At 74.8% G+C, this 22,241-nt stretch carries 19 protein-coding genes; 11 read left to right on the top strand and 8 right to left on the bottom strand.

The genetic code is table 11. The features are described from left to right. Positions 1 to 110 precede the first annotated feature (110 nt). From glgA to ACGFZL_RS11220, 5 genes are all read left to right on the top strand, one after another. Positions 111 to 1,262: a glycogen synthase gene (glgA, locus tag ACGFZL_RS11200; protein WP_393690580.1), complete on the top strand. Its 1,152-nt coding sequence runs from the start codon at positions 111 to 113 to the stop codon at positions 1,260 to 1,262. Between the two features lie 65 nt (positions 1,263 to 1,327). Then, positions 1,328 to 2,548 carry a glucose-1-phosphate adenylyltransferase gene (gene glgC / locus ACGFZL_RS11205; protein ID WP_355168720.1) on the top strand — a complete coding sequence of 407 codons (1,221 nt, stop codon included), beginning with the start codon at positions 1,328 to 1,330 and terminating at the stop codon, positions 2,546 to 2,548. Between the two features lie 173 nt (positions 2,549 to 2,721). Further along, entirely contained in the window at positions 2,722 to 4,065 is a 1,344-nt protein-coding gene (locus tag ACGFZL_RS11210; RefSeq protein ID WP_393690581.1) for a wax ester/triacylglycerol synthase family O-acyltransferase, read from the top strand. 104 nt (positions 4,066 to 4,169) lie between these two features. Then, entirely contained in the window at positions 4,170 to 5,645 is a 1,476-nt protein-coding gene (locus ACGFZL_RS11215) for an SDR family NAD(P)-dependent oxidoreductase (protein ID WP_393690582.1), read from the top strand. A gap of 360 nt (positions 5,646 to 6,005) precedes the next feature. Then, positions 6,006 to 6,182 (top strand): hypothetical protein, encoded by a 177-nt coding sequence (locus ACGFZL_RS11220; RefSeq protein WP_355173172.1) that lies wholly within the window; start codon positions 6,006 to 6,008, stop codon positions 6,180 to 6,182. Between the two features lie 25 nt (positions 6,183 to 6,207). Here ACGFZL_RS11220 and ACGFZL_RS11225 read toward each other — a convergent pair whose 3' ends face one another. Then, positions 6,208 to 7,584, bottom strand: coding sequence for an amidase (locus ACGFZL_RS11225; RefSeq protein WP_393690583.1), 1,377 nt, complete (start codon positions 7,582 to 7,584; stop codon positions 6,208 to 6,210). A 181-nt stretch (positions 7,585 to 7,765) separates the two neighbouring features. Between ACGFZL_RS11225 and ACGFZL_RS11230 the strand changes: the two genes are divergently transcribed. Beyond that, on the top strand, positions 7,766 to 10,813 hold the full coding sequence (locus tag ACGFZL_RS11230; protein WP_393690584.1) for an alpha-mannosidase: 3,048 nt from the start codon (positions 7,766 to 7,768) through the stop codon (positions 10,811 to 10,813). 8 nt (positions 10,814 to 10,821) lie between these two features. Here the strand turns inward: ACGFZL_RS11230 and ACGFZL_RS11235 are convergent, their stop codons facing one another. Next, positions 10,822 to 12,225: a lipase maturation factor family protein gene (locus ACGFZL_RS11235; RefSeq protein WP_393690585.1), complete on the bottom strand. Its 1,404-nt coding sequence runs from the start codon at positions 12,223 to 12,225 to the stop codon at positions 10,822 to 10,824. A 129-nt stretch (positions 12,226 to 12,354) separates the two neighbouring features. Between ACGFZL_RS11235 and ACGFZL_RS11240 the strand changes: the two genes are divergently transcribed. Together ACGFZL_RS11240 and ACGFZL_RS11245 are read left to right on the top strand one after the other, a co-directional pair. Next, positions 12,355 to 14,448: a SpoIIE family protein phosphatase gene (locus tag ACGFZL_RS11240; RefSeq protein ID WP_393690586.1), complete on the top strand. Its 2,094-nt coding sequence runs from the start codon at positions 12,355 to 12,357 to the stop codon at positions 14,446 to 14,448. Positions 14,449 to 14,521: 73 nt separating this feature from the next. Continuing rightward, positions 14,522 to 15,385 carry an Fpg/Nei family DNA glycosylase gene (locus tag ACGFZL_RS11245; RefSeq protein WP_393690587.1) on the top strand — a complete coding sequence of 288 codons (864 nt, stop codon included), beginning with the start codon at positions 14,522 to 14,524 and terminating at the stop codon, positions 15,383 to 15,385. 31 nt (positions 15,386 to 15,416) lie between these two features. On the opposite strand, the gene ACGFZL_RS11250 is transcribed toward ACGFZL_RS11245, so the two are convergent. From ACGFZL_RS11250 to ACGFZL_RS11260, 3 genes are all read right to left on the bottom strand, one after another. Beyond that, entirely contained in the window at positions 15,417 to 16,070 is a 654-nt protein-coding gene (locus ACGFZL_RS11250) for a zf-HC2 domain-containing protein (protein ID WP_393690588.1), read from the bottom strand. Between the two features lie 54 nt (positions 16,071 to 16,124). Next, complete coding sequence (locus ACGFZL_RS11255; RefSeq protein ID WP_355173186.1) at positions 16,125 to 16,637, bottom strand: hypothetical protein; 513 nt, start codon at positions 16,635 to 16,637, stop codon at positions 16,125 to 16,127. A 141-nt stretch (positions 16,638 to 16,778) separates the two neighbouring features. Further along, positions 16,779 to 17,336 carry a sigma-70 family RNA polymerase sigma factor gene (locus ACGFZL_RS11260; protein ID WP_393690589.1) on the bottom strand — a complete coding sequence of 186 codons (558 nt, stop codon included), beginning with the start codon at positions 17,334 to 17,336 and terminating at the stop codon, positions 16,779 to 16,781. Positions 17,337 to 17,488: 152 nt separating this feature from the next. Here ACGFZL_RS11260 and ACGFZL_RS11265 point away from each other — a divergent pair, with 152 nt between their 5' ends. Next, positions 17,489 to 18,433: a CapA family protein gene (locus ACGFZL_RS11265; protein ID WP_393690590.1), complete on the top strand. Its 945-nt coding sequence runs from the start codon at positions 17,489 to 17,491 to the stop codon at positions 18,431 to 18,433. A gap of 84 nt (positions 18,434 to 18,517) precedes the next feature. Here the strand turns inward: ACGFZL_RS11265 and ACGFZL_RS11270 are convergent, their stop codons facing one another. Then, on the bottom strand, positions 18,518 to 18,997 hold the full coding sequence (locus ACGFZL_RS11270) for a universal stress protein (protein ID WP_355173192.1): 480 nt from the start codon (positions 18,995 to 18,997) through the stop codon (positions 18,518 to 18,520). 118 nt (positions 18,998 to 19,115) lie between these two features. Here ACGFZL_RS11270 and ACGFZL_RS11275 point away from each other — a divergent pair, with 118 nt between their 5' ends. Continuing rightward, the gene (locus ACGFZL_RS11275) at positions 19,116 to 19,952 is read left to right on the top strand and encodes a polysaccharide deacetylase family protein (protein WP_393690591.1); all 837 of its coding nucleotides are present in this window, start codon (positions 19,116 to 19,118) and stop codon (positions 19,950 to 19,952) included. A 26-nt stretch (positions 19,953 to 19,978) separates the two neighbouring features. Here the strand turns inward: ACGFZL_RS11275 and ACGFZL_RS11280 are convergent, their stop codons facing one another. Further along, positions 19,979 to 20,641, bottom strand: a complete 663-nt coding sequence (locus tag ACGFZL_RS11280) for a class F sortase (protein WP_393690592.1) — start codon at positions 20,639 to 20,641, stop codon at positions 19,979 to 19,981. A 333-nt stretch (positions 20,642 to 20,974) separates the two neighbouring features. On the opposite strand from ACGFZL_RS11280, the gene ACGFZL_RS11285 reads away from it, so the two are divergent. Next, a complete protein-coding gene (locus ACGFZL_RS11285) occupies positions 20,975 to 21,469 on the top strand; it encodes a hypothetical protein (RefSeq protein ID WP_355173198.1) in 495 nt (164 codons plus the stop codon). A 121-nt stretch (positions 21,470 to 21,590) separates the two neighbouring features. Here the strand turns inward: ACGFZL_RS11285 and ACGFZL_RS11290 are convergent, their stop codons facing one another. Continuing rightward, positions 21,591 to 22,100: a hypothetical protein gene (locus ACGFZL_RS11290; RefSeq protein ID WP_393690593.1), complete on the bottom strand. Its 510-nt coding sequence runs from the start codon at positions 22,098 to 22,100 to the stop codon at positions 21,591 to 21,593. Positions 22,101 to 22,241 lie beyond the last annotated feature (141 nt).

The following is a 22,241-nucleotide window of genomic DNA, read 5'->3' on the forward strand; positions in this document are numbered from 1 at the left end:
CCCCAGCCGTCTCGCGGCCCTCACGCGTTTCACCTGCCCCAAACCCTTCCCCACGGGCCCCGTCTGGGTGACCATGAGGGCAACGACCGGCGAGATCAGGAGGTTTCCGGGTGCGTGTGGGACTGCTGACCCGGGAGTATCCGCCGGACGTGTACGGCGGCGCGGGCGTCCACGTGGAGTTCCTCGCCCGCGAACTGGGCCGCCTCGTCGACCTGGACGTGCACTGCTGGGGCGAGGGCCACGCCGACAACGTGCGGCGCCACCGCTCCTGGTCCGCCCTCGACGGCGCCAACGACGCCCTGCGCACCTTCTCCGTGGACCTCGCCATGACCGCCGCCCTCCAGGGCCGCGACCTGGTCCACTCCCACACCTGGTACGCCAACCTCGGCGGCCACCTCGCCAAGCTGCTGTACGGCGTACCGCACGTGGTGACCGCCCACTCCCTGGAGCCGCTGCGCCCCTGGAAGGCCGAGCAGCTCGGCGGCGGCTACGCCCTGTCGAGCTGGGCCGAGCGCACCGCGATCGAGGCCGCCGACGCGGTCGTCGCCGTCTCCGGCGCCATGCGCGAGGACATCCTGCGCTGCTATCCCGCACTGGAGGAGTCCCGCGTCCACGTCGTGCACAACGGCATCGACACCGACCTCTACCGACCCGACCACGGCACCGACGCCCTCGACCGCGTCGGCCTGGACCGCACCCGGCCCTACGTCCTCTTCGTCGGCCGCATCACCCGCCAGAAGGGCGTGCCCCATCTGCTGCGCGCCGTACGGGACATCGACCCTGGGGTGCAGGTGGTGCTGTGCGCCGGGGCGCCCGACACCCCGGAGATCGACCGGGAGTTCCGCGAGCTGTTCGCAGAACTGAGCGCGGCCCGCGAGGGCGTGCACTGGATCCCGAAGATGCTGCCCCGTCCCGAGGTGATCCAACTCCTCACGCACGCGGCCGTGTTCGTATGCCCCTCGGTGTACGAGCCGCTGGGCATCGTCAACCTGGAGGCGATGGCCTGCGGCACGCCGGTGGTGGCCTCCCGGGTGGGCGGCATCCCCGAGGTGGTGGCCGACGGCGAGACCGGGGTGCTGGTCGACCTGGACGACGACTTCGAGGCGGGCCTCACCCGGGCCCTGGACGCGGTCGTCGGCGACACCGCCGCCGCCCGCCGGATGGGCGAGGCCGGACGGGAGCGCGCCGTGGGCGAGTTCGGCTGGGACGCGGTGGCCCGCCGCACGGTCCGCCTCTACGAGGGGATCCTCGGACAGGCTTAGGTGGCTCGGGCCGGGGCAGGGATGGGCCAATCGCAGATGCGCGGAGTTGGGGGAGGGGAGCGGCCATGCGTCGTGGGGGTCCGTCGGTGCTCGGAATAGTCCTGGCGGGCGGGGAGGGCAAGCGCCTGATGCCGCTCACCACCGACCGCGCCAAACCCGCGGTCACCTTCGGCGGCACGTACCGCCTGGTCGACTTCGTGCTGTCCAACCTGGTCAACGCGGACGTGCTGCGGATCTGCGTGCTCACGCAGTACAAGTCGCACTCCCTGGACCGGCACGTCACCACCACCTGGCGGATGTCCAGCCTGCTCGGCAACTACGTCACCCCCGTCCCCGCCCAGCAGCGCCTCGGCCCCCGCTGGTACTCGGGCAGCGCCGACGCGATCCTCCAGTCGCTCAACCTCATCTACGACGAACAGCCCGACTACGTGGCGGTGTTCGGCGCCGACCACGTGTACCGCATGGATCCTCGGCAGATGGTCGCCCAGCACATCGAGTCGGGCGCGGGCGTCACCGTCGCCGGGATCCGGGTGCCGCGCGCCGAGTCGCCGTCCTTCGGCGTGATCACCCCGGGCTCGGACGGGCAGACGGTCACGGGCTTCCTGGAGAAGCCCGCCGACCCGCCGGGTCTCGCCGACGACCCCGGCCGCGTGTTCGCCTCCATGGGCAACTACGTCTTCACCACCAAGGCCCTCATCGAGGCGCTCCAGCGGGACGCGGAGGACGAGGACTCGGTGCACGACATGGGCGGCTCGATCCTGCCCCAGCTCACCGACCGCGGCGAGGCCGCGCTGTACGACTTCACCGAGAACCACGTGCCCGGCGAGACCGCCCGGGACCGGGGCTACTGGCGGGACGTGGGCACCCTCGACGCCTACTACGACGCCCACATGGACCTGATCGCCGAGCGTCCCGCCTTCAACCTCTTCAACCGGGACTGGCCGATCTACACCTCCTCCACCCAGCTCTCCCCGGCCCGCTTCAACGCGGGCGGCCACGCCAGCGAGTCGATCATCAGCGCGGGGTGCCTGGTCCGCGGGCAGGTCACCCGGTCCGTGCTGTCGCCGGGCGTGGTGGTCGACCCGGGCGCGGTCGTCCAGGGCTCGGTGCTGCACGACAACGTGCACATCGGCCGGGGCGCGGTGGTGCGGGGCGCGATCCTCGACAAGAACGTGCAGGTGCCGCCGGGTGCCACGGTCGGCGTCAACCCGGAGCGGGACGCCGAGCTGTACACCGTCTCCAAGAACGGCGTGATCGCCCTGGGCAAGGAGCAGCGGGTTCCCTAGCGCGGAGCGGGGACGGCCGGGGTGCCCGATCGGCCCGCGGCCGTCCGGGTGGGCGGACGGAACTTTAACCGGCCCTTAACTGTCCGTAGCGCGATCGTCCTTGACCGTAATCGACGGGAGGCGATTGACTGCTGTCCTGCCCGTCTCTCCGCGCCGTCCCTGCGAGGCACGCCTTGACCGCCGTCCCGCTCGCCCCCCTCGACCTGGCGTTCTGGAACATCGACTCCGCCGAGCACCCCATGCACCTGGGCGCGCTCGGGATCTTCGAGGCGCACTCGCCCGACGCGGCCGCCCGCGCGGCCGAGCTGCTCGCCGCCCGCGCCCCCGCAGTGCCCGGACTGCGGATGCGCATCCGCGACACCTGGCAGCCGCCGTTCGCCCCGCGGCGCGCCCTCGCCTTCGGCGGCGCCACCCGCGAGCCCGACCCGCACTTCGACCCGCTCGACCACGTCCGGCTGCAGGCGCCGGCCGCCGACTTCCACGCCCGCGCGGGACGCCTGATGGAACGCCCCCTCCAGCGCGGCAGGCCCCCGTGGGAGGCGCACGTGCTGCCGGGCGCGGACGGCGCGGGCTTCGCCGTGCTGTTCAAGTTCCACCACGCCCTCGCCGACGGGCTGCGCGCGCTGACCCTGGCCGCCGGGATCCTCGACCCCGTCGGCGGACCCGAGCCGCGCCCCGGCGCCGAGCGCCCCCGCCGCGAGCGCCCGCCGGAGGCACGCGGGCTGCCCGAGCGGCTGCGCGGCGCCCTGACCGACGCCGGCCGGGTGCTGGACATCGGGGCCGCCGCCGCCCTGTCCACCCTGGACGTGCGCTCCTCGGCCGCGCTGACCGCCGCGTCCTCCGGTACCCGGCGGGTCGCCGGTGCCGTCCTCGACCTGGACGACGTGCACCGCGTCCGCAAGAGCGCCGGCGGTACCGTCAACGACGTCCTGATCGCCCTGGTGGCCGGCGCCCTGCGCCGCTGGCTGGACGAGCGCGGCGACGGCAGCGAGGGCCTCGCGCCCCGGGCGCTGATCCCCGTCTCCAAGCGCCGCCCGCGCACCGCGCACCCGCAGGGCAACCGGCTCTCCGGCTACCTGGCCCGGCTCCCGGTCGGCGACCCCGACCCGCTCTCCCGCCTGGCCGCGGTCCGCACCGCGATGGACCGCAACAAGGACGCCGGACCCGGCCGGGGCGCCGGCGCCGTCGCGCTGCTCGCCGACCACGTCCCCGCGCTCGGCCACCGGCTCGGCGGACCCCTGGTCGGCCAGGCCGCCCGCCTCTGGTTCGACCTCCTGGTCACCAGCGTGCCCCTGCCGGGCCTCGGCGGCCTGCGGCTCGACGGGCACCCGCTCACCGAGGTCTACCCGCTGGCCCCGCTGGCCCGCGGCCACTCCCTGGCGGTCGCCGTCTCCACGTACCGGGGCCGGGTGCACTACGGCCTGGTGGCCGACGCGCGGGCCGTCCCCGACCTCGACCGCCTCGCCGCCGCCCTCACCGAGGAACTGGGCACACTGCTCACCGCCTGCGACTGCTGAACCGGGCGGGTTTGGCCGCGGGGCCCGCCGCTCCGTAGAATCCCCCGTTCGAAAGCGAGCGCGAGTCGGAGCGCCGCGACGGCGACAGGGAAGCGGCAGCGGCGATGACGGTGACACAGGACGGCCCGGCGGCCACGGAGCAGGTGGCGCACGGCGCCGGGATCGACCCGGAGCGGCTCGCGCTCTGCCTCGACGTGCTCGCCGAACTCGACACGCTGGACGTCGACCACCCCGACGCGATAGCGGTGCGCCGGGCCACCTCGCACATCTACCGGATGGTCAAGCAGCGCCGCCGCCAGGACCGCCGGGCCGCCAAGACCGCCCACGACAAGGCCGTCACCGAGGCCACCGCCACCGGCTCCGCCGAGCGCGTCGACGACGAGACCGAGGGCATCCTGCCCTCCTCCCGCACCGAGGCCGGCACCATCGCGGGCGTGCTCCGGCGCCCCCGGTCCTGCTACGTCTGCAAGCAGCGGTACACCGAGGTCGACTACTTCTACCACCAGCTCTGCCAGGACTGCGCGGCCGAGAACCGCGCCCGCCGCGACGCGCGGACCGACCTGACCGGCAGGCGCGCGCTGCTCACCGGCGGCCGGGCCAAGATCGGGATGTACATCGCGCTGCGGCTGCTGCGCGACGGCGCGCACACCACGATCACCACCCGGTTCCCCAACGACGCGATCCGCCGCTTCAAGGCGCAGCCGGACAGCGACGAGTGGATCGGCCGGCTCAAGATCGTCGGCGTCGACCTGCGCGACCCCGCCCAGGTGATCGCGCTCGCCGACTCGGTGGCCGCCGAGGGCCCGCTCGACATCCTGATCAACAACGCCGCCCAGACGGTCCGCCGCTCCCCGCAGGCCTACGGCGAGCTGGTCGCCGCCGAGTCCGGGCCGCTGCCCGCCGGCGAACTGCCCGCCGCCGAGGTGATCGGCACCTTCGGCTCCGGCGCGGTGGCCGCCCTGCCGGTCGCCGGCGGCGGCGAGCTGACCGCCCAGGACGTCACCGAGCTCGCCCTGGTCTCCGGCTCCGCCTCGCTCGCCCGCATCGCGGCCGGCACCGCCATCGACGCGGGCGGCCTGGTGCCCGACCTGCACGACACCAACAGCTGGATCCAGACCGTGGAGGAGGTCACGCCGGTCGAGCTGCTGGAGGTGCAGCTGTGCAACTCCACGGCGCCCTTCCTGCTCATCAGCCGGCTGCGCCCGGCCATGGCGGCCTCGGCGGCGCAGCGGACGTACATCGTGAACGTCTCCGCCATGGAGGGCGTCTTCGCCCGCGGCTACAAGGGCGCCGGGCACCCGCACACCAACATGGCCAAGGCCGCGCTGAACATGCTCACGCGCACCAGCGCCCAGGAGATGTTCGACGCCGACCGCATCCTGATGACCGCCGTCGACACCGGCTGGATCACCGACGAGCGCCCGCACCCCGACAAGGTCCGCCTCGCCGAGGCCGGCTTCCACGCCCCGCTCGACCTCGTCGACGGCGCCGCCCGGGTCTACGACCCCATCGTGCGCGGCGAGGCGGGCGAGGACCTGTACGGCGTCTTCCTGAAGGACTACGCGCCCGGCAAGTGGTGAGCGCAGGGGTACGCCGAACGGGTGAGTGACGCAGGGTGCGGAAAGGGGCGAACGTTACAGGCATGGGTCAACTGGGCGGGAAACACCGGGTAATGGTTGCCTGATGTTTACAGCCCCATAGAGCGCACCCCCGCTCATCTGGTTAACCTGGATCCGGCGGACAGCACGGGGTCCCACCCACACCCACGGTCCGCCATGGGACAAGCCGGTTCACGACGGCCTGCTTCTCCACGAGTTACCGGCGCCACCGCGTCCGAACTGCTTCTCGCTTCACGCCCGAGCGGGCGCCGGACGCGCTGGTGCCGAACCGCAGACCGGCCGACGGGCCCCGAGGGTGATCCGACACATAAGGAGTGCGCGGTGACACCGGAGACGACCAACCTGGACCAACGCCCCCTCGATCGACGCGCCGAGCGGGCGGGCCGCCGGCCCGGCGAGCTCGGCAGCCTCGACGTGTGGGCCCGGTCCGCCCCGATCCGCCTCGCGGGCTACGAGGACGACCTCGCCGAGCCCCACATCCTGCCCAGCGTGGACTGACCCGGCGCGGACCGAGCGACCGTCCTCACCGCTCCGCCGGCCGCCCGCCCACGGGTTCCCCGGCCGGCGGAGCCGTCCGCCGCCACGGCCGCAGCCGCTCGAGGTGCTCCGCCAGCTCGAGCAGCGCCGCCTCCGACCCCGGGCGCCCCACCAGTTGCACCGCGCACGGCGCCCCCGAGGGCAGCGCACCGAACGGCACCGACATCGCCGGCCAGCCGGTCAGGTTCCAGGGCGGGGTGAAGGGCGAGTACGCCGAGTCCGCCAGCACGTTGCGCAGCCACCCGCGCTCGTGCCAGGCCGCCGCCCTCGGCGCCCGGCGGGCCAGTGCCGGGGTGAGCAGCACGTCATGGGTCTCGAAGAACGGCGCCAGCCGTTCGCGCAGCCGCTCCCGGGCCGCCCCCGAGGACACCGCGCCCTCGAAGCGCCGCCCCAGCGCCGCGTGCACCCGGGTCCGCCGGACCAGCCGGCGGGCGTCCAGATCCCGGGCGTCCACGGCGGTGCCGGCCGTCCAGTGGGACAGGGCGGTCGCTCCCAGGGACGCCGGATAGGGCGGGTCGGCCCGCCGCACCTGGTGCCCCGCCCGCATCAGCACCCCCGCGGCCCCGCGCACCGCGTCCGCGTACGGCCGGGAGACCGGTACCCCGGCGAGCGGGCTGCGCGTGGAGACCGCCACGGCGAGGGCGTCGCTCTCCGCGCGGCGCGGCGGCTCGGCGTCCGCGAGCACCGCCAGCATCAGGCGGACGTCCTCGACGGTCGTGGCCAGCGGCCCGTTCTCGGCCATGCCGAACCAGTCGCCCTCGCCGATCCCGGCCGGCACCACGCCGTGCCCCGGCTTCAGGGTGACCAGGCCGCAGTTGGCCGCCGGGATGCGCAGCGAGCCCATCCCGTCGTTGCCCAGCGCGATCGGCACCAGGCCGGCCGCGACCGCCGCCGCGCTGCCGCCCGACGAACCGCCCGCCGAGCGCGCCGGGTCCCATGGGTTGCGGGCGCTGCCGTGCACCCCCTCGGTGGTGCCGAACACGCACAGTTCGGGCACGTTCGTCAGGCCCACCACCACCGCGCCGGCCGCCCGCAGCCGGGCCACCGTCACATGGTCCTCGGCCGCCGGGGTGTCCGGCGTCGCCGCCGAGCCGACCCGGGTCGACTCGCCCCGCACCGCGAGGTTGTCCTTCACCGCCACCGGCACGCCCGCAAGCGGCAGTCCGGCCAGGTCGCCGCGCGCGCCCAGCTCTTCGGCCTCGGCGAGCGCCGCCTCGGCGCGCACGGTGCGGAAGGCGCCGTACCGGTCGTCGAGCGCCTCGATCCGGGCCAGGTGCGACGCCACCACCTCGCGGGGCGTGGCCCGCTTCTCGCGGACGGCGGCGGCGATCTCGGCGGCGGTGCGGCCGGGCCAGTCGGTCACGGAGGGCTCCTCGGAGGGGGTGCGGGGACGGGGTCGCGGCTACCGGCGGGTATCCGTAGGCAACTCTGCCCGCCCCGGGCGTCCCGCGTCGAGACCGGTGGGATCCGCGGTTCGAACCCGGCACAGTGGGGGAGCAGTACCCCCGCCCGCACATCCGTCCGCCGATCACGGAGCATCCCGTATGCATGACGACCGCAATCTCGTGGAGGGCCGCCTGAGGCGCGTACTGGACGAGCGCGTCCGCCCCGCCGTGTACCCCGAGTCCGTTCCGCTGGACGTCGCGGTGTGGCACGCGCCCGGCGAGCCCGTGCCGGTCGAGGAGGGCCTCGCGGCCACGCCCGAGCCCATCGCCGTCGGCGCCCGCTGGGGCGCCCCGTGGGGCACCAGCTGGTTCCGGGTGACCGGCACCGTCCCCGAGGAGTGGGCGGGCCGGACCGTCGAGGCGCTGCTCGACCTCGGCTTCGACGGGAACATGCCCGGCTTCCAGTGCGAGGGCCTGGTCCACCTGCCCGACGGCACCCCGGTGAAGGGCCTCAACCCGCGCAACCAGTGGGTGCGGATCGGCGCCCCCGTGGCGGGCGGCGAGGAGGTGCGCCTGCACGTCGAGGCCGCCTCCAACCCGGTGATCCTGGAGCACCACCCCTTCTCGTTCCTGCCGACGCCGCTCGGCGACAAGGACACCGCCGGGACCGAGCCGCAGTACACCCTCACCCGCATGGACCTGGCCGTCTTCGACGAGACGGTGTGGCACCTCGTGCTCGATCTGGAGGTGCTCGGCGAGCTGATGGCCGAGCTGCCCGCCGACGCGCCCCGCCGCTGGGAGATCCTGCGCGCGGTGGACCGGGCCCTGGACGCCCTCGACCTCCAGGACGTGAACGCCACCGCCGCGACCGCCCGCGACCGGCTCGCCGAGGTGCTCGCCGCCCCCGCCGCGGCCTCCGCGCACCGGATCGGCGCCGTCGGGCACGCGCACATCGACTCGGCGTGGCTGTGGCCGCTGCGCGAGACCGTGCGCAAGGTGGCCCGCACCGCCGCCAACATGACCGCTCTCCTCGACGACGAGCCCGACTTCGTCTTCGCCATGTCGCAGGCCCAGCAGTGGGCCTGGGTGCGCGACCACCGGCCCGCGGTCTGGGCGCGGGTGAAGAAGGCCGTCGCCGACGGGCGGTTCGTGCCGGCCGGCGGCATGTGGGTCGAGTCCGACACCAACATGCCGGGTTCCGAGGCGATGGCCCGGCAGTTCGTGCACGGCAAGCGGTTCTTCCTGGACGAGTTCGGCATCGAGAACGACGAGGCGTGGCTGCCGGACACCTTCGGCTTCGCGGCCGGGCTGCCGCAGATCATCAGGGCGGCCGGCTCGAAGTACCTGCTCACGCAGAAGATCTCCTGGTCCCAGACCAACTCCTTCCCGCACCACACCTTCCGCTGGGAGGGCATCGACGGCACCCGGGTCTTCACCCACTTCCCGCCCGTCGACACCTACAACTGCGAGATGACGGGCGCCGAGATCGCCCACGCCGCCCGCAACTTCAAGGACAAGGGCGTCGCCCGGCACTCCCTCGCACCGACCGGCTGGGGCGACGGAGGCGGCGGCACCACCCGCGAGATGGTCGCCAAGGCGGCCCGGCTGCGCGACCTGGAGGGCTCCGCGCGGGTCGCCTGGCAGGCCCCGCACGCCTTCTTCGAGCAGGCCGAGGCCGAGAACCCCGAACCGCCCGTCTGGGTCGGCGAGCTGTACCTCGAACTGCACCGCGCCACCCTCACCAGCCAGGCGCAGACCAAGCAGGGCAACCGCCGCAGCGAGCACCTGCTGCGCGAGGCCGAGCTGTGGGCGGCCACGGCGGCCGTGCGCACCGGCTTCCGCTACCCGTACGAGGACCTGGACCGGATCTGGAAGACGGTGCTGCTGCACCAGTTCCACGACATCCTGCCCGGCTCCTCCATCGCCTGGGTGCACCGCGAGGCCCGCGCCACCTACGCGCGGATCGCCGCCGAGCTGGAAGAGATCATCGGCGCCGCCCAGCGCGCCCTGGCCGGCGAGGGCGACCTCCCGCTCGTCTTCAACTCCGCCCCGCACGCCCGCGCCGGCGTCCCGGCGGGCGCCGCCGCCCCGCCCGTCGCCGAGGGCCGCACCGAGCTGACCCCCAGGACCGGCGGCGGACACATCCTGGACAACGGGCTGCTGCGGGTGGAGATCGACGAGCGGGGGCTCGTCGTCTCCGCTCTCGACCTCGCGGGCGACCGGGAGACCATCGCCCCCGGCCTGGCGGGCAACCTGCTCCAGCTGCACCCCGACCTCCCCAACAAGTGGGACGCCTGGGACGTCGACGCCTTCTACCGCAACACCGGCACCGACCTCACGGCCGCCGACGAGGTCGCTCCCGGCGCCGACGCCGCCTCGGTGCGCGTCACCCGGTCCTTCGGCTCCTCCCGCGTCACCCAGGTGCTGACGCTGCCGCCGGGGGAGCGGCGCCTGGAGGTGGACACCGAGGTCGACTGGCACGAGACGGAGAAGTTCCTCAAGCTCGCCTTCCCCCTCGACGTGCACGCCGAGCGGTACGCCGTGGAGACCCAGTTCGGGCACGTCCACCGGCCCACCCACACCAACACCAGTTGGGAGGCTGCCAGGTTCGAGGCGTGCAACCACCGCTTCGTGCACGTCCAAGAGGTGGGCTGGGGCGTGGCCGTCGTCAACGACTCGACGTACGGCCACGACGTGACCCGGACGGTCCGCACCGGCGGCGACGGTGGTGACGGCGGTGACGGGGGGACGACCACCACGGTCCGGGTGTCGCTGCTGCGCGCCCCGCGCTTCCCGGACCCGGAGACCGACCAGGGCGTGCACCGCTTCCGGCACGCCCTGGTGCCGGGCGCCGGCATCGGGGACGCGGTCCGCGAAGGCTGGCGGCTGAACCTGCCCGAGCGGCGCGTCACCGGCGGGGCCGAGGTCGCGCCGCTGGTCTCGGTGGACCGGGAAGAGGTCGTCGTCACCGCCGTGAAGCTCGCCGACGACGGCAGCGGTGACGTGGTCGTCCGCTGCCACGAGGCGCACGGCGGCCGGGCCCGGGCCACCCTCACCGCGGGCTTCGCGGTCGCGGGCGTGACCGTCACCGACCTGCTGGAGCGCCCGCTCGCCGGCCAGGAGGCGGCCGTCGAGGCGGACGGCGACCGGATCGCCGTACGGCTGCGGCCGTTCCAGCTGATGACCCTTCGGCTGCGGCGCGCCTGACCGGCCCCTCAGCCCAGCCGGGTGGGCGGCAGGAACTCCCGCACGTACGTCCGCTCCCAGCACGCGCCCGTCTCCCGCAGCTCCCGCCAGGTCGTGTACCGGTAGCGGAACAGGCGGGCGCGCACGAAGCGGGGCGGGGCGTCCGGCGGGAACGGCGAACGGCGCAGCAGCCCCAGCGTGGCCGGGTCGTTCTCCAGCAGCCGCTCCACGAACACCGTGAACCAGGTGTCGGCGTAGGCCGGCGACAGCGCCGCGAACCACAGCTGCCAGTCGAGACGCAGGTGGTACGGGGCGAACTGGCGCGGCCAGCGGCGCGGGTCGCCGGGCTTGCCCCGGAACTCGTACTCCCGCCACTCGGAGTCCTCCCGCGCCCGCTCGTCGGCCGTGCCCTCGACGACCACCTCGTAGCGGACCCGGCTGACGCTGCCGAAGGCGCCGTAGGTGTTGACCAGGTGCAGCGGGTCGAAGGAGCGGTTCATCGCCTGCCGGCGGGAGAGCAGGTTGCGCACCGGGCCATGGCTGAGGAACACCAGCAGCGCCGCCGCGGCGAGGACGACGACCTCGTACCAGAGCGGGGCGTCCGGCGGCCGGGGGTGGTCGCCGGGGAGGCGGAGGGCGGGCAGCGCCAGCACGATGGTGATCCAGTTCAGCCAGGCGAAGTTCCCCGAGAGGATCAGCCACAGCTGGGTGACGATCATCAGCGCCGCGGCGACGGACGCGACGGGCTGCGGTGTGAACAGCAGGAAGGGCACGAGAAGCTGGACGACGTGGTTCGCGGCCACCTCGACGCGGTGCAGCGGCTTCGGGAGGTGGTGGAAGAACCAGCTCAGCGGGCCCGGCATCGGCTGGGTCTCGTGGTGGTGGTCGAGGCAGGTGAGCTTGCGCCAGCACTCGTCGCCGCGCATCTTGATCAGCCCGGCCCCGAACTCGACGCGGAACAGCAGCCAGCGCACCAGGAACAGCACGACGACCGGCGGCGCCACCTCGTCGTTGCCCAGGAAGACGGCGAGGAAGCCGGTCTCCAGGAGCAGCGACTCCCAGCCGAAGGCGTACCAGGTCTGCCCGACGTTGACCACCGACAGGTACAGCGCCCACGGCACCAGCCACAGCAGCATCGCGCCCCACAGCGGCAGCAGCGCGTCCGCCCCCGCCACCAGCGCCGCCGACACCGCGCAGCCGCCCCAGACCGAGGCCCCGACGAAGCGGTCGGAGCAGCGCCACTGGAACAGGCTCGGCGCCCGCCGGAACGGCACCCGCGCCACATACCGGGACACCGGCAGCAGGCCGCGCTCGCCCAGCAGCGCGCGGAACTGGAGGGCCGCGGAGAGGAAGGCGACCAGATAGAGCACGGCCAGCGCCCGCTGGAAGACCAGCCGGCCCAGCCAGTAGTCGGGTGCGGTGAACCAGTCCACGGCCGCGCTCCTTCGCCTCTCCCCGGTCCTGACGACGGCTACCCCGGCGCGGGATGGCCGAACAGGAGGTGCACCCGGTCGGGGGGAGACAAGTCGAATAATCGGGCGAAACGCGGCAAGGTGGGGCGTATGGCTGACCGGGGAGCGAGCGCGCGGTCACTCCCGGACGACTGGCCCGCCCATCCGGACCCGATCCTGGCGCTCAACCGCATGGGCAGCTTCGACTGGGACCTGGACACCGGGCTCTACCACATGGACGCCCAGGCCCACGAGGTCTTCGACTTCGGCCCGGGCGAGTTCGACGGCCGCCCCGACTCCCTCGAGCTGCGTATCCCCGTCGCCGAGGCGCACCGCCTGGACGCCCTGGTGGCGCAGGCCATGAAGGACGGCAGCGAGAACTACGGCGCCTACTTCCGTATCCGCACCCGCGACGGCAGCCTGCGCTGGACCCACACGCAGGGCTACATCCGCCGCGACGACACCGGCCGCCCCCGCCGCATCGTCGGCATCGTCCGGGACGCCACCCAGGAGCTGGGGGACGTCGAGGCCCGCCGCGAGCATGCCGCACAGGACGAGGCGCGCCGCCGGCAGACCAACGTCGTCCAGCTCACCACCGCCGCCCTCGCCCACGCCCGCACCGTGGACGACGTGATCGACGTCCTCAAGGACACCCAGGGCCTCACCCATCTGGGCGCCGCCAGCATCGTGGTCGGCCTCCTCGAGGGCGACCGCATCGTGCTGGCCGCCGAGGGACCCCAGGACAGCTTCGTCCCCGGCACCCGCGTCACCCGGGTCGACGAGCCCTACCCGATGAGCGAGGCCGTGCGCTCCCTCAGCCCCCGCTTCGTGGAGTCACCGGAGGAGTTCGCCGAGCGCTACCCGGGCCTGTGGCAGCACATCATCGGGCTGCACATCACCTCGGCGGCCTACCTGCCGCTGATCGCGCAGGCCCGCCCGATCGGCGCGGTCGGCCTCCTCTACAGCGACCGGCGCGGCTTCTCGCCGGAGGACCGCAACGTCCTCCTCGCGCTGGGCAGCAGCATCGCGCAGAGCCTGCAGCGGGCCATGCTCTACGAGCAGGAGATGGACCTCGCCGCCGGTCTCCAGCAGGCCATGCTGCCGCGCACCATCCCCAGCGTGCCCGGCTGCGACGTGGCCGTGCGCTATCGCGCGGCGACCCTCGGCGGCGCCCTGGCCCGGGACATCGGCGGCGACTGGTACGACCTGATCCCGCTGCCCGGCGGCCGGGTCGGCGCGGTGATCGGCGACGTGCAGGGCCACGACACGCACGCCGCCGCCGTGATGGGCCAGCTGCGCATCGTGCTGCGCGCCTACGCCGCCGAGGGCCACACCCCGGCCACCGTGATGGCCCGCGCCTCGGTCTTCCTGCACGAACTGGACACCGACCGCTTCGCCACCTGCCTGTACGCCGAGGCCGACCTGGCCACCGGGGTGGTGCAGGTGGTCCGCGCCGGGCACCTCGACCCGCTGGTCCGCGGGGGCGACGGGGGCTGCCGCCGGGTGGCGGTGGAGGGCGGGCTGCCGCTCGGGCTCTCCGCCGAGTTCGGACGCCTCGCCTACCCGGTCGGCACCCTCGAGCTGGACCCGGGCGACACGCTGCTGCTGTGCACCGACGGCCTGGTCGAGCAGCCCGGCGCCGACCTGGACGACGGGATGCGCGTCCTCGCCGAGCTGGTCGAGTCCGGTCCCGCGGACGTGCGGGCGCTCGCCGACCGGCTGATCGAGGTGGCCGAGGCGCGGCGCGGCGACGACGACGTGGCGCTGCTCCTGCTGCGCCGCCGCGCCGAGGACGCACCGCGCCGCGGCGGCCGGCTCCAGCAGCACGTCGCGCCCGGCGACCCGGAGGCGCTCACCGAGGCCCGGCACATGATCCGGGCCGCCGTGCGGACCTGGGGCGACGAGGAGCGCGGCGACGAGATCGAGCTGGTCGCCGACGAGCTGATCACCAACGCGCTGATGCACACCGAGGGCTCCGCCATCGTCACCCTGCGGGTCCTGGAGGGCGCCGACCGTCGGCTCCGGGTCGAGGTGGAGGACTCCTCCAGTGCCCTGCCCCGCCGCCGCGAGGCGGGCGAGGCGGGTGTCTCCGGGCGCGGTCTCTTCCTGGTCGAGGCCCTGACCGACCTGTGGGGCGTGGAGGCGCGGGGCGGCGGCAAGTGCGTGTGGTCGGAGTTCGTGGTGCACGCCCCCGGGGACCGCTGACGCGCCGACGGCCGCTGACCCGTCCGGCGGCGTGGGCCCGGGCGGCCAGGCGCCCCGGTGGCATGCTGGACACATGCCCGAACTTCCCGAGGTCGAGGCGTTGCGGGACTTCCTCACCGAGCAGCTCGAAGGGCGCGAGATCGTCCGCGTGCTGCCGGTGGCGATCAGCGTCCTCAAGACCTACGACCCGCCGCTCACCGCCCTCGAGGGCCGCCGGGTGGCCGCCGTGCGCCGCTACGGCAAGTTCCTCGACGTCGAGACCGAAGGCGGCCCGCACCTCGTCACCCACCTGGCCCGGGCCGGCTGGCTCCAGTGGCGGGACAGCCTCCCCGACGGCCCGCCCCGGCCCGGCAAGGGCCCCCTCGCGCTGCGGGTCGCCCTGGAGACCGGCGCCGGCTTCGACCTGACCGAGGCCGGCACCCAGAAGCGCCTCGCGGTGTACGTCGTGACCGACCCGGAGCTGGTGCCGGGGGTGGCCAGGCTCGGCCCCGACCCGCTCGCCGACGGCTTCGACGAGGCGGCGCTGGCCGGCCTGCTCGCCGGCGAGCGGCGGCAGCTCAAGGGAGCCCTGCGGGACCAGAGCCTGATCGCCGGGGTCGGCAACGCCTACAGCGACGAGATCCTGCACGCGGCCAAGATGTCGCCCTTCAAGCTGGCCGCGTCCCTGACGCCCGAGGAGACCAGCCGCCTGTACGAAGCCCTGCGCACCACCCTCACCGGCGCGGTCGAACGCTCCCGGGGCGTGGCGGCCGGGCGGCTGAAGTCGGAGAAGAAGAGCGGCCTGCGTGTCCACGGCCGCACCGGCGAGCCCTGCCCGGTGTGCGGCGACACCATCCGCGAGGTCTCCTTCAGCGACTCCTCCCTCCAGTACTGCCCCACCTGCCAGACCGGCGGCAAGCCCCTGGCCGACCGCCGCATGTCCCGACTCCTGAAGTAGCCCCGCCCACCGGCTCGGCGCAGCGGCCCCCTCACCGCGCCCGCAGCGTCACCAGGCGCTCGCCGGCCGCGGTCCGCACCTCGTAGCGGGCGATCTGGTCGGGTCGCAGGGCGGCCCCGCCGTGCACGGTGGTGGACCGGGCGTCGTGCCCGGCGACCCGCCAGCTGGTGACCGTCTGCTCCGTGCCGTCGCGGCCCACCGCGACCAGCCGGCACACCCGGGGTCCCGCCCCGTCCCGCACCTCCAGCTCCACCGCGCTGCCCCAGGGCTCACCGGCGGCCGTCACCCGCGCCCGCACCCCGGACCGCTCGTCGGTCGCGTCGAGGCGCACCGCCGGGTCCCCGCCGCCCGTGAGCAGCGCGGCACCCGAGAGGGTCCCGGCGCCGACCAGCGCGGCGGCGGCCACGCCGTACAGCAGCCGTCTGCGCCCGGCCCGGCGGTGCGCGGCGAGGACGGCGAGCAGGTGGTCCAGGAGCCGGGGGCCGGGTACCGCGAAGGGGTGCACCGGGCCCGGCGTGGCCCGTCGGTAGAGCGTCAACTGGCGGGTCGCCGAACCGAGTTCGCTGAGCCGCAGGGCGCAGAGGGGGCACTGGCTGAGATGGTCCTCGAAGCGGAAGGCGTCCGCCTCGTCCAGCACACCGAGCGTGTAGGCGCCGACGTCGCGATGCCTCTCCAGGGACCTCATGCCCCCTCCGTACGCACCGCGTGGCCGAAACACTCAGGCGGTCGGGGGCGGAGGTCAGAAGAGGTGGATGGCGAGATGCCCCAGCGGCAGGCCCAGCTGCCACGCCGGCGTCCACACCTTGGGCTCCTCGTCCTCCCCGGCCGGCGCCGCACCGCCGGGCACCGCGTTGAGGTCGGGCGCCAGCAGCTCCGTCTCGCGCAGCCAGCGCCAGGCCGCCCTCGCCAGCTCCACGTCGGGCATCGGCCGGCCGGCGGCCAGGGCGTCGGCGGTGACCTCGGCCAGGCGCTCGCGCACCCACTGGTGCCACGGCTGGTCGTAGGCGGTCAGCGAGAGCCAGGTCTCCAGCCGGGTGACGACCCGGATGCCGGCCAGTTCGTCGTCGGTGTCGGAGAGGAAGACGGTCAGCGCCAGGGCGTCGCGCCCGGCCCGGAACTCGAAGGACGTCGGCGGCATGAGGTCGCCGGTGCGCAGCAGTTCGTCGGCGATGTACTCGGCGTAGAACCACGCCATGGGGACGGCGAGTTCGCCTCCGGCCCCGCCCGTGCTCTCCTGGCCTCTGTGCGGCATCCCTTCCTGCCTTCCTCCGGTGCGTGCGCGTGGCCCGACCCGGTCCATGGACCCCCGTCCGGAACGCGGATGAGGACAGCCGACCGCCCGGGCGCGGTCCCCGGCAAGGCGCTTTACGGAGGCTTGACCATGGGCTCGGTTTCAGCGCAGGTCGGCGGCGTATCCCGGCAGAACCCTGCGCAGGGCCCGCAAGCCGTAGTAGGCGCGGGACTTCACGGTACCGGGCGGGATGCCGAGGGCCGTCGCCGCTTCCGCCACACTCGCCCCCTGGAAGTACACGAGCACCAGGACGTCACGGTGTTCGGGCGTGAGTGTCTTCACAGCCTCGCGCACGTCGAGCGCGGCGGCGGCCCGCTCGGCGTGGTCGGCGCAGACCCGCGCGGTCTCCAGGCCGGCGTCCCCCACCTCGGCCGGCCGCGCCTGACGGGCCCGGCGGGCGTCGATCGCGAGCCGCCGCCCGACGGTGAGCAGCCAGGGCCGCACCGAGGCGAAGTCCCCGGCGCTCAGCGCCTCGGGGTGCTGCCAGGCGCGGACGAGGGTCTCCTGCGCCAGGTCCTCGGCGCGCTGCCGGTCGCCGTCGCAGAGCCGCAGCAGCATCGCGAACAGCGGCCGGCCGTGCTCGCGCTGGAGCGCCGCCAACTCGTGCTCCGCGGTCGTCGCGGGGCGGGGCGCGGGACTGAGGGTGGATCCGGCCGTCATGGCCGTATGGCACCGCAGGGCGCCGCGCGGGGACAGGGCGCGTGCCCGGGTGTGCGACGGACGGTCGATCGCGTCGCCGAACGGTTCGGTGAACGGTCGGCGTGCCGCACGCCCCTCCCGGCAATCGTAGGTAAATGTGACATATGCAACGGATGCTCACCAGAAGCCGACAGGTGGCCCTGGTCCTGACCGCCGTGCTCACGGCGGGAGCGGCCTGCCAGGCCCGTCATCAAGAGCCCGACGCCGCACCGCCCGGCGGCACCTTCACCCTGGTCGCCTCCGGGGCCGTGCTGCCGCACGCGGCGGCCCTGGAGCGCGCCCGCTTCGACGCCGGCGGCCACGGCTACGACTTCCGCCCGATGCTCGCCGCCGTCCGACCGCTCGTCTCCCGCGCCGGGCTCGCCCTGTGCCACCTCCGCCCGGCGCCCGGCACGCCCCCCGAGCTGGCCGAGGCGCTGACCGCCACCGGTTACGACGACTGCGGCGCCGGTTCCGGCGGGCGGACGGTGCTGCGCGCCGGGCAGGCCCGGGTCGCGCACCTCGAACGGGACGGGGCCGACGGCGCGGCGCGGATCCTCGCCGACGCCCGGGCCGCCCGGCGGGCCGGCGCCGACGTCGTCGTGCTGTCGATGCGCTGGGGCACCCCGTGGCAGGACGAACCCGACACCGGCCAACTCGCCCTGGCCCGCGCCCTCACCGCCGCCCGCACCTCGGGCCGCCCCGACGTCGACCTGGTCCTCGGCACCGGCGCCCGGGTGCCGCAGCCCTACGCCAAGGTGAACGGCACCTGGGTGGCGTACGGGCTCGGCGACCAGGTCCCGGGCGGGACGGTCAACGGCCAGGGCGTGCCCGACCCGCGCGGTGAGCGGTCCAGCACGGCCCGCTTCACCTTCGTACCGCCCGGCAGGCCCGGTGGCCGCTGGCGGGTCACCCGGGCCGAGTTCGTGCCCCAGCTCTACGACATGGACGCCGGCCGCGTGGTCGACCTGAACCGGGCGCTGGCGGCGGGCGCCGAGGTCGGGCCCGCGCGCGACCGCGTCCGCGACGTGGTGCTCAGCCGGGGCGCGGCGAAGGACGGGCTGGTGCTGGGGGAGTAGGTGAAGGACGGGCCGGTGCTGGGGGAGCAGGCCAAGGACGGGCCGGTGCCGGAGGATTCGCGGAACACCGGCCCCCGGGCGGAGCTACGGCACCACCGTCACCGGCCACCGGCCCGCCTTCACCAGCCGCACCGCCACCGACCCCACGAACCGGTGGCCGGCCTGCTCGGAGGCGCCGACGACCACCGCGTCCGCCGTCAGCTCGTCGGCGGCCGTCACCAGGCCGTTGTAGGGGTCGCCGCGGAAGGTGTGGAACTCCCAGCGCACGTCGAATATCCCCCGCACCCGCTCCGCGGCGGCCCGGATCTGCGCCACCAGGTCCTCGGCGATCTCGTCGGTCGTCTCCGCCACCGGCGCCCCGAGCGCCGCCCCGGTCGTCAGCACCGGCTGCACGTACACCACCGCCAGCAGCGCGTGCTGCCGGCGGGCCAGACCGCCGGCGTAGGCCGCGGCCCGCAGCGAGGACTCCGAGCCGTCCACCCCGACGACGATGACCTTCGGTCCGTCCGTGCCCCGCTCGAACCGGTGGGCGTGCTGGTCGTGCTGTTCGTGCTGATCCGTCACGCGGCGAGGTTATCGGACGTCCGGCCGAGCGCCGTCGTGTGGTCCGGGCGGGTGGTTGTGTGCCGCCGCTCCGGTGTTGCTCAGGTGCGTCGGCCCCCGGCCGGGCGAGGGATGAGTCATGCAGAAGGATCAGTTGCTCACGCGGCGCCGCGCCCTGCTGGCCGGTGCCGTGGCCGCCGCGGCGGCCGGCACCGCCGGTGTGCTCACGGCCGGACGGGACCGGACGCCGGTCCGTCCGGCGGCCCCCGCCCAGGGCGCCCCGGCGCGCCCCCCGCTCGCCCCCTCCGCCTACCGCCTCGCCCCCCTGACCGGATACGGGGCCCCGCGCCCCGCCCCCCGCCGCGTCCCCGTGCGCAGCGAGCCGCTGCTGCGCATGCCCGCACGGGGCCGCACCATGCTGCTCACCTTCGACGACGGACCCGACCCCCGCTACACCCCCGACATCCTGGACACCCTGGCCAAGTACGAGGTGCGCGCCACCTTCATGGTCTGCGGCGAGATGGCGGACTGGAACCGCGGCCTGCTGGCCCGGATGGCCGACGAGGGCCATGTGGTCGGCAACCACACCTGGACCCACCCGCTGCTCACCCAGCTCACCCGCAAGCGCATCCGCAGCGAGATGGAACGCACCAGCGAGGTGATCCAGAAGGCCTACGGCGAGGCACCCCGCTGGTTCCGCGCGCCCTACGGCGCCTGGAACCGCGCCGCCTTCCAACTCGGCTCGGAACTCGGCATGGAGCCGCTCGCCTGGACCGTGGACAGCCTCGACTGGACGGTCCCCGGCACCGGCACCATCGTCGGCCGGATCGAGGACGGCGCCGCCCCCGGGGTCGTGGTGCTCTCCCACGACGCCGGGGGCGACCGCTCACAGAGCGTCCGTGCCCTCCGCTCCTACCTGCCCCGCCTCCTGGACGAGGGCTACCACCTCACCGTGCCGACCCGCCCCTACACCTGAGGCGACCCGCCCGGCCGGGGACCGCCTCAGCGGACCTCGGTCAGGCGGGCGAAGGCGACCACGTTGCCGTCGTAGCCGCCGGCCTTGGTGAAGCCGCCGCCGCAGGTGATGACCCGCAGTTCCGGGGCGCCCTTGGAGGCGTACACCCGGTCGCCGGGGAAGTTCTCCTTCTCGAAGACCTCGACGCCGTAGATCTCGAAGACGGCCGTCTTGCCGTCGTGCCGGTGGACCTCGATCCGGTTGCCCTTCTTCAGGGCGCCGAGCCCGTAGAAGACGGCGGGCCCCTGCTTGTTGTCGACGTGGCCGACCACCACCGCGGTGCCCTTCTCGCCGGGGGAGACCGCGCCGGTGAACCAGCCCGCGAGGTTCGGGTCCTCCGGCGGCGGGGCGCCGACCCAGCCGTCCGCGTCCAGACCCACCGGCATGACCGGCGCGTCGACCTGGATGCCGGGGATCGCGACCCGGTCCGGGACGGCGTACGGCAGCGGCGCGGGACCCAGGGTGGCGGCGACGTCGGCGGCCCGGCCGTCCGCGGCGGCGGCCGAGGCCGGCTGCGGTGGGCCGACGTCGAACTCCCCCGACCCGTTGCGAATGAGGGCGAGCCCGGTCAGCAGGACCAGCGCTATCACGCCCCAAGGCGCCCGCTTCCTGTGCCGCTCCTCCTCTTCGGCCAGCTCGGACCCGTGCATTCGGCATTCCCCTCTCGATCCGGCCGTCGCCGGATCATCCGCGCATACGAGCACGCTAAGCGCGGCGCCGCCGGGCGGCGACGGGGCGACGGCGAACGGGTGGCGGGCGCGCACCCCGGTGCGCCATCCGGGACAGCGTGCGCCCAGCTCCGCTGACAGACCGTGACCTGCGGTGATGGCCGGTGGCGCGCCGGCGCCCCGGATAGCCGCTCACCAGGACGGACCAGTCCCGAAATGCGGCTGCGCGCACGGCAACTGAGGGTCTTTCTGGGAGGCGCTTACTCGCCGATCGACCCGGGGACGGGACCCGGGGCGTCTTCCGCGGAGGATCACATGCGTAGTCCACGTGCCCTGGCCGCCGTCGGCGCCGCCGTCGCCGTCCTCGGCCTCGGCGCCCCCACGGCCCTCGCCGGCGGCGACCACAACACCCCCAGCAACATCGTGGCCCTGCCCAGCGTCGTCTCCCGCGGCGGCCAGATGACCGTCACGGTCGACGGCTGCCCGCAGGGCGGCACGATGACCTCGGAGGCGTTCCGCACCACCGGGCTGACTCCGGTCCGCGGTGCCGGCGAGACGTCCCGGGGCACCGCCATGATCGACGAGCGGGCCCGGCCCGGCTCCTACGACATCACCGTCAACTGCTCGGGCCGCCGGCTGACCCGGCCGGCCGCCTTCACCGTCATCGGCGGCGTCCGCGGCGGCGTCGGCGGCGCCAGCTCCAGCGGGGCGACCCCGACCGACATCGCGATCGGCGGCGGCCTGGTGGCCGCGGCCGTGGCCGGCGGCGGCCTGTTCTGGATGCGGCGCCGGGCCGAGCGGCGCTACTGAGCGACGCGGGCCCGCCCCGTCCTCCGCGACGCACTTCGCCCCGGACCTGGAACCTCGGGTCCGGGGCGGGGGTCTGCGGGGTCGGGGCGGGAGTCTGCGGAGCCTCGAGGCGCCGGAGGCGTCAGGCGCCCTCGTCGCCCGAGCGGCGGCGGGAGAAGTGGTGGGCCGCGGCGATCGAGGCCGCGACGAGCGCGCCGCCCAGGCCCAGCTCCTTCGCGTCGAGCCCCGCGACACTGCCGCCCTCCCCGGCGTGCACGCCCTTGGGGTGCTCGGTGCGTCCCCCGTGGCCGCCCGTGATGGTCAGGCCGGTGGTACCGGTAGCCCCGTCGCAGGTGAACGCCACCTGGTAGACCGCGCCGGGCCGGGCGGCCCGGTCGACCACGGCGGTCGCCGAGGTCTCCCCGCGGGGGATGACGACCGTGTCGAACACCCCGGACGACACGGTGGCGCGGCCTCGGCAGCCGCCGTCGTACCGGTCCACCCGCAGTGCCACCTCCCCGCCCGGCGCGACGCTGGACGGCTGGACGCGGTAGCCGAAGGGCGTGATGCCGCCGACGGCCCCGGCCGGCGCGCAGCCGGCGAGGGCGGCGGCGCCCAGCAGTACGGCCGAGGCGGCGGGTATCGCGCGCATGGTGGGTCCTCCCGGGGTTCCCGAGGGGCGGCGGCGGACCTCTTCCGCACGTGCCGGGAAAGCACCTCGGTGCCCGAAACGCTAGGAAGGCGCCGGTCGGGGCGCGATCCCAGCAGCGCGAACGGGTGTACGGCTGGGCCG

This window comes from Streptomyces sp. NPDC048182, from assembly GCF_043202555.1.
In the GTDB taxonomy this organism is placed as follows: Bacteria; Actinomycetota; Actinomycetes; order Streptomycetales; family Streptomycetaceae; genus Streptomyces.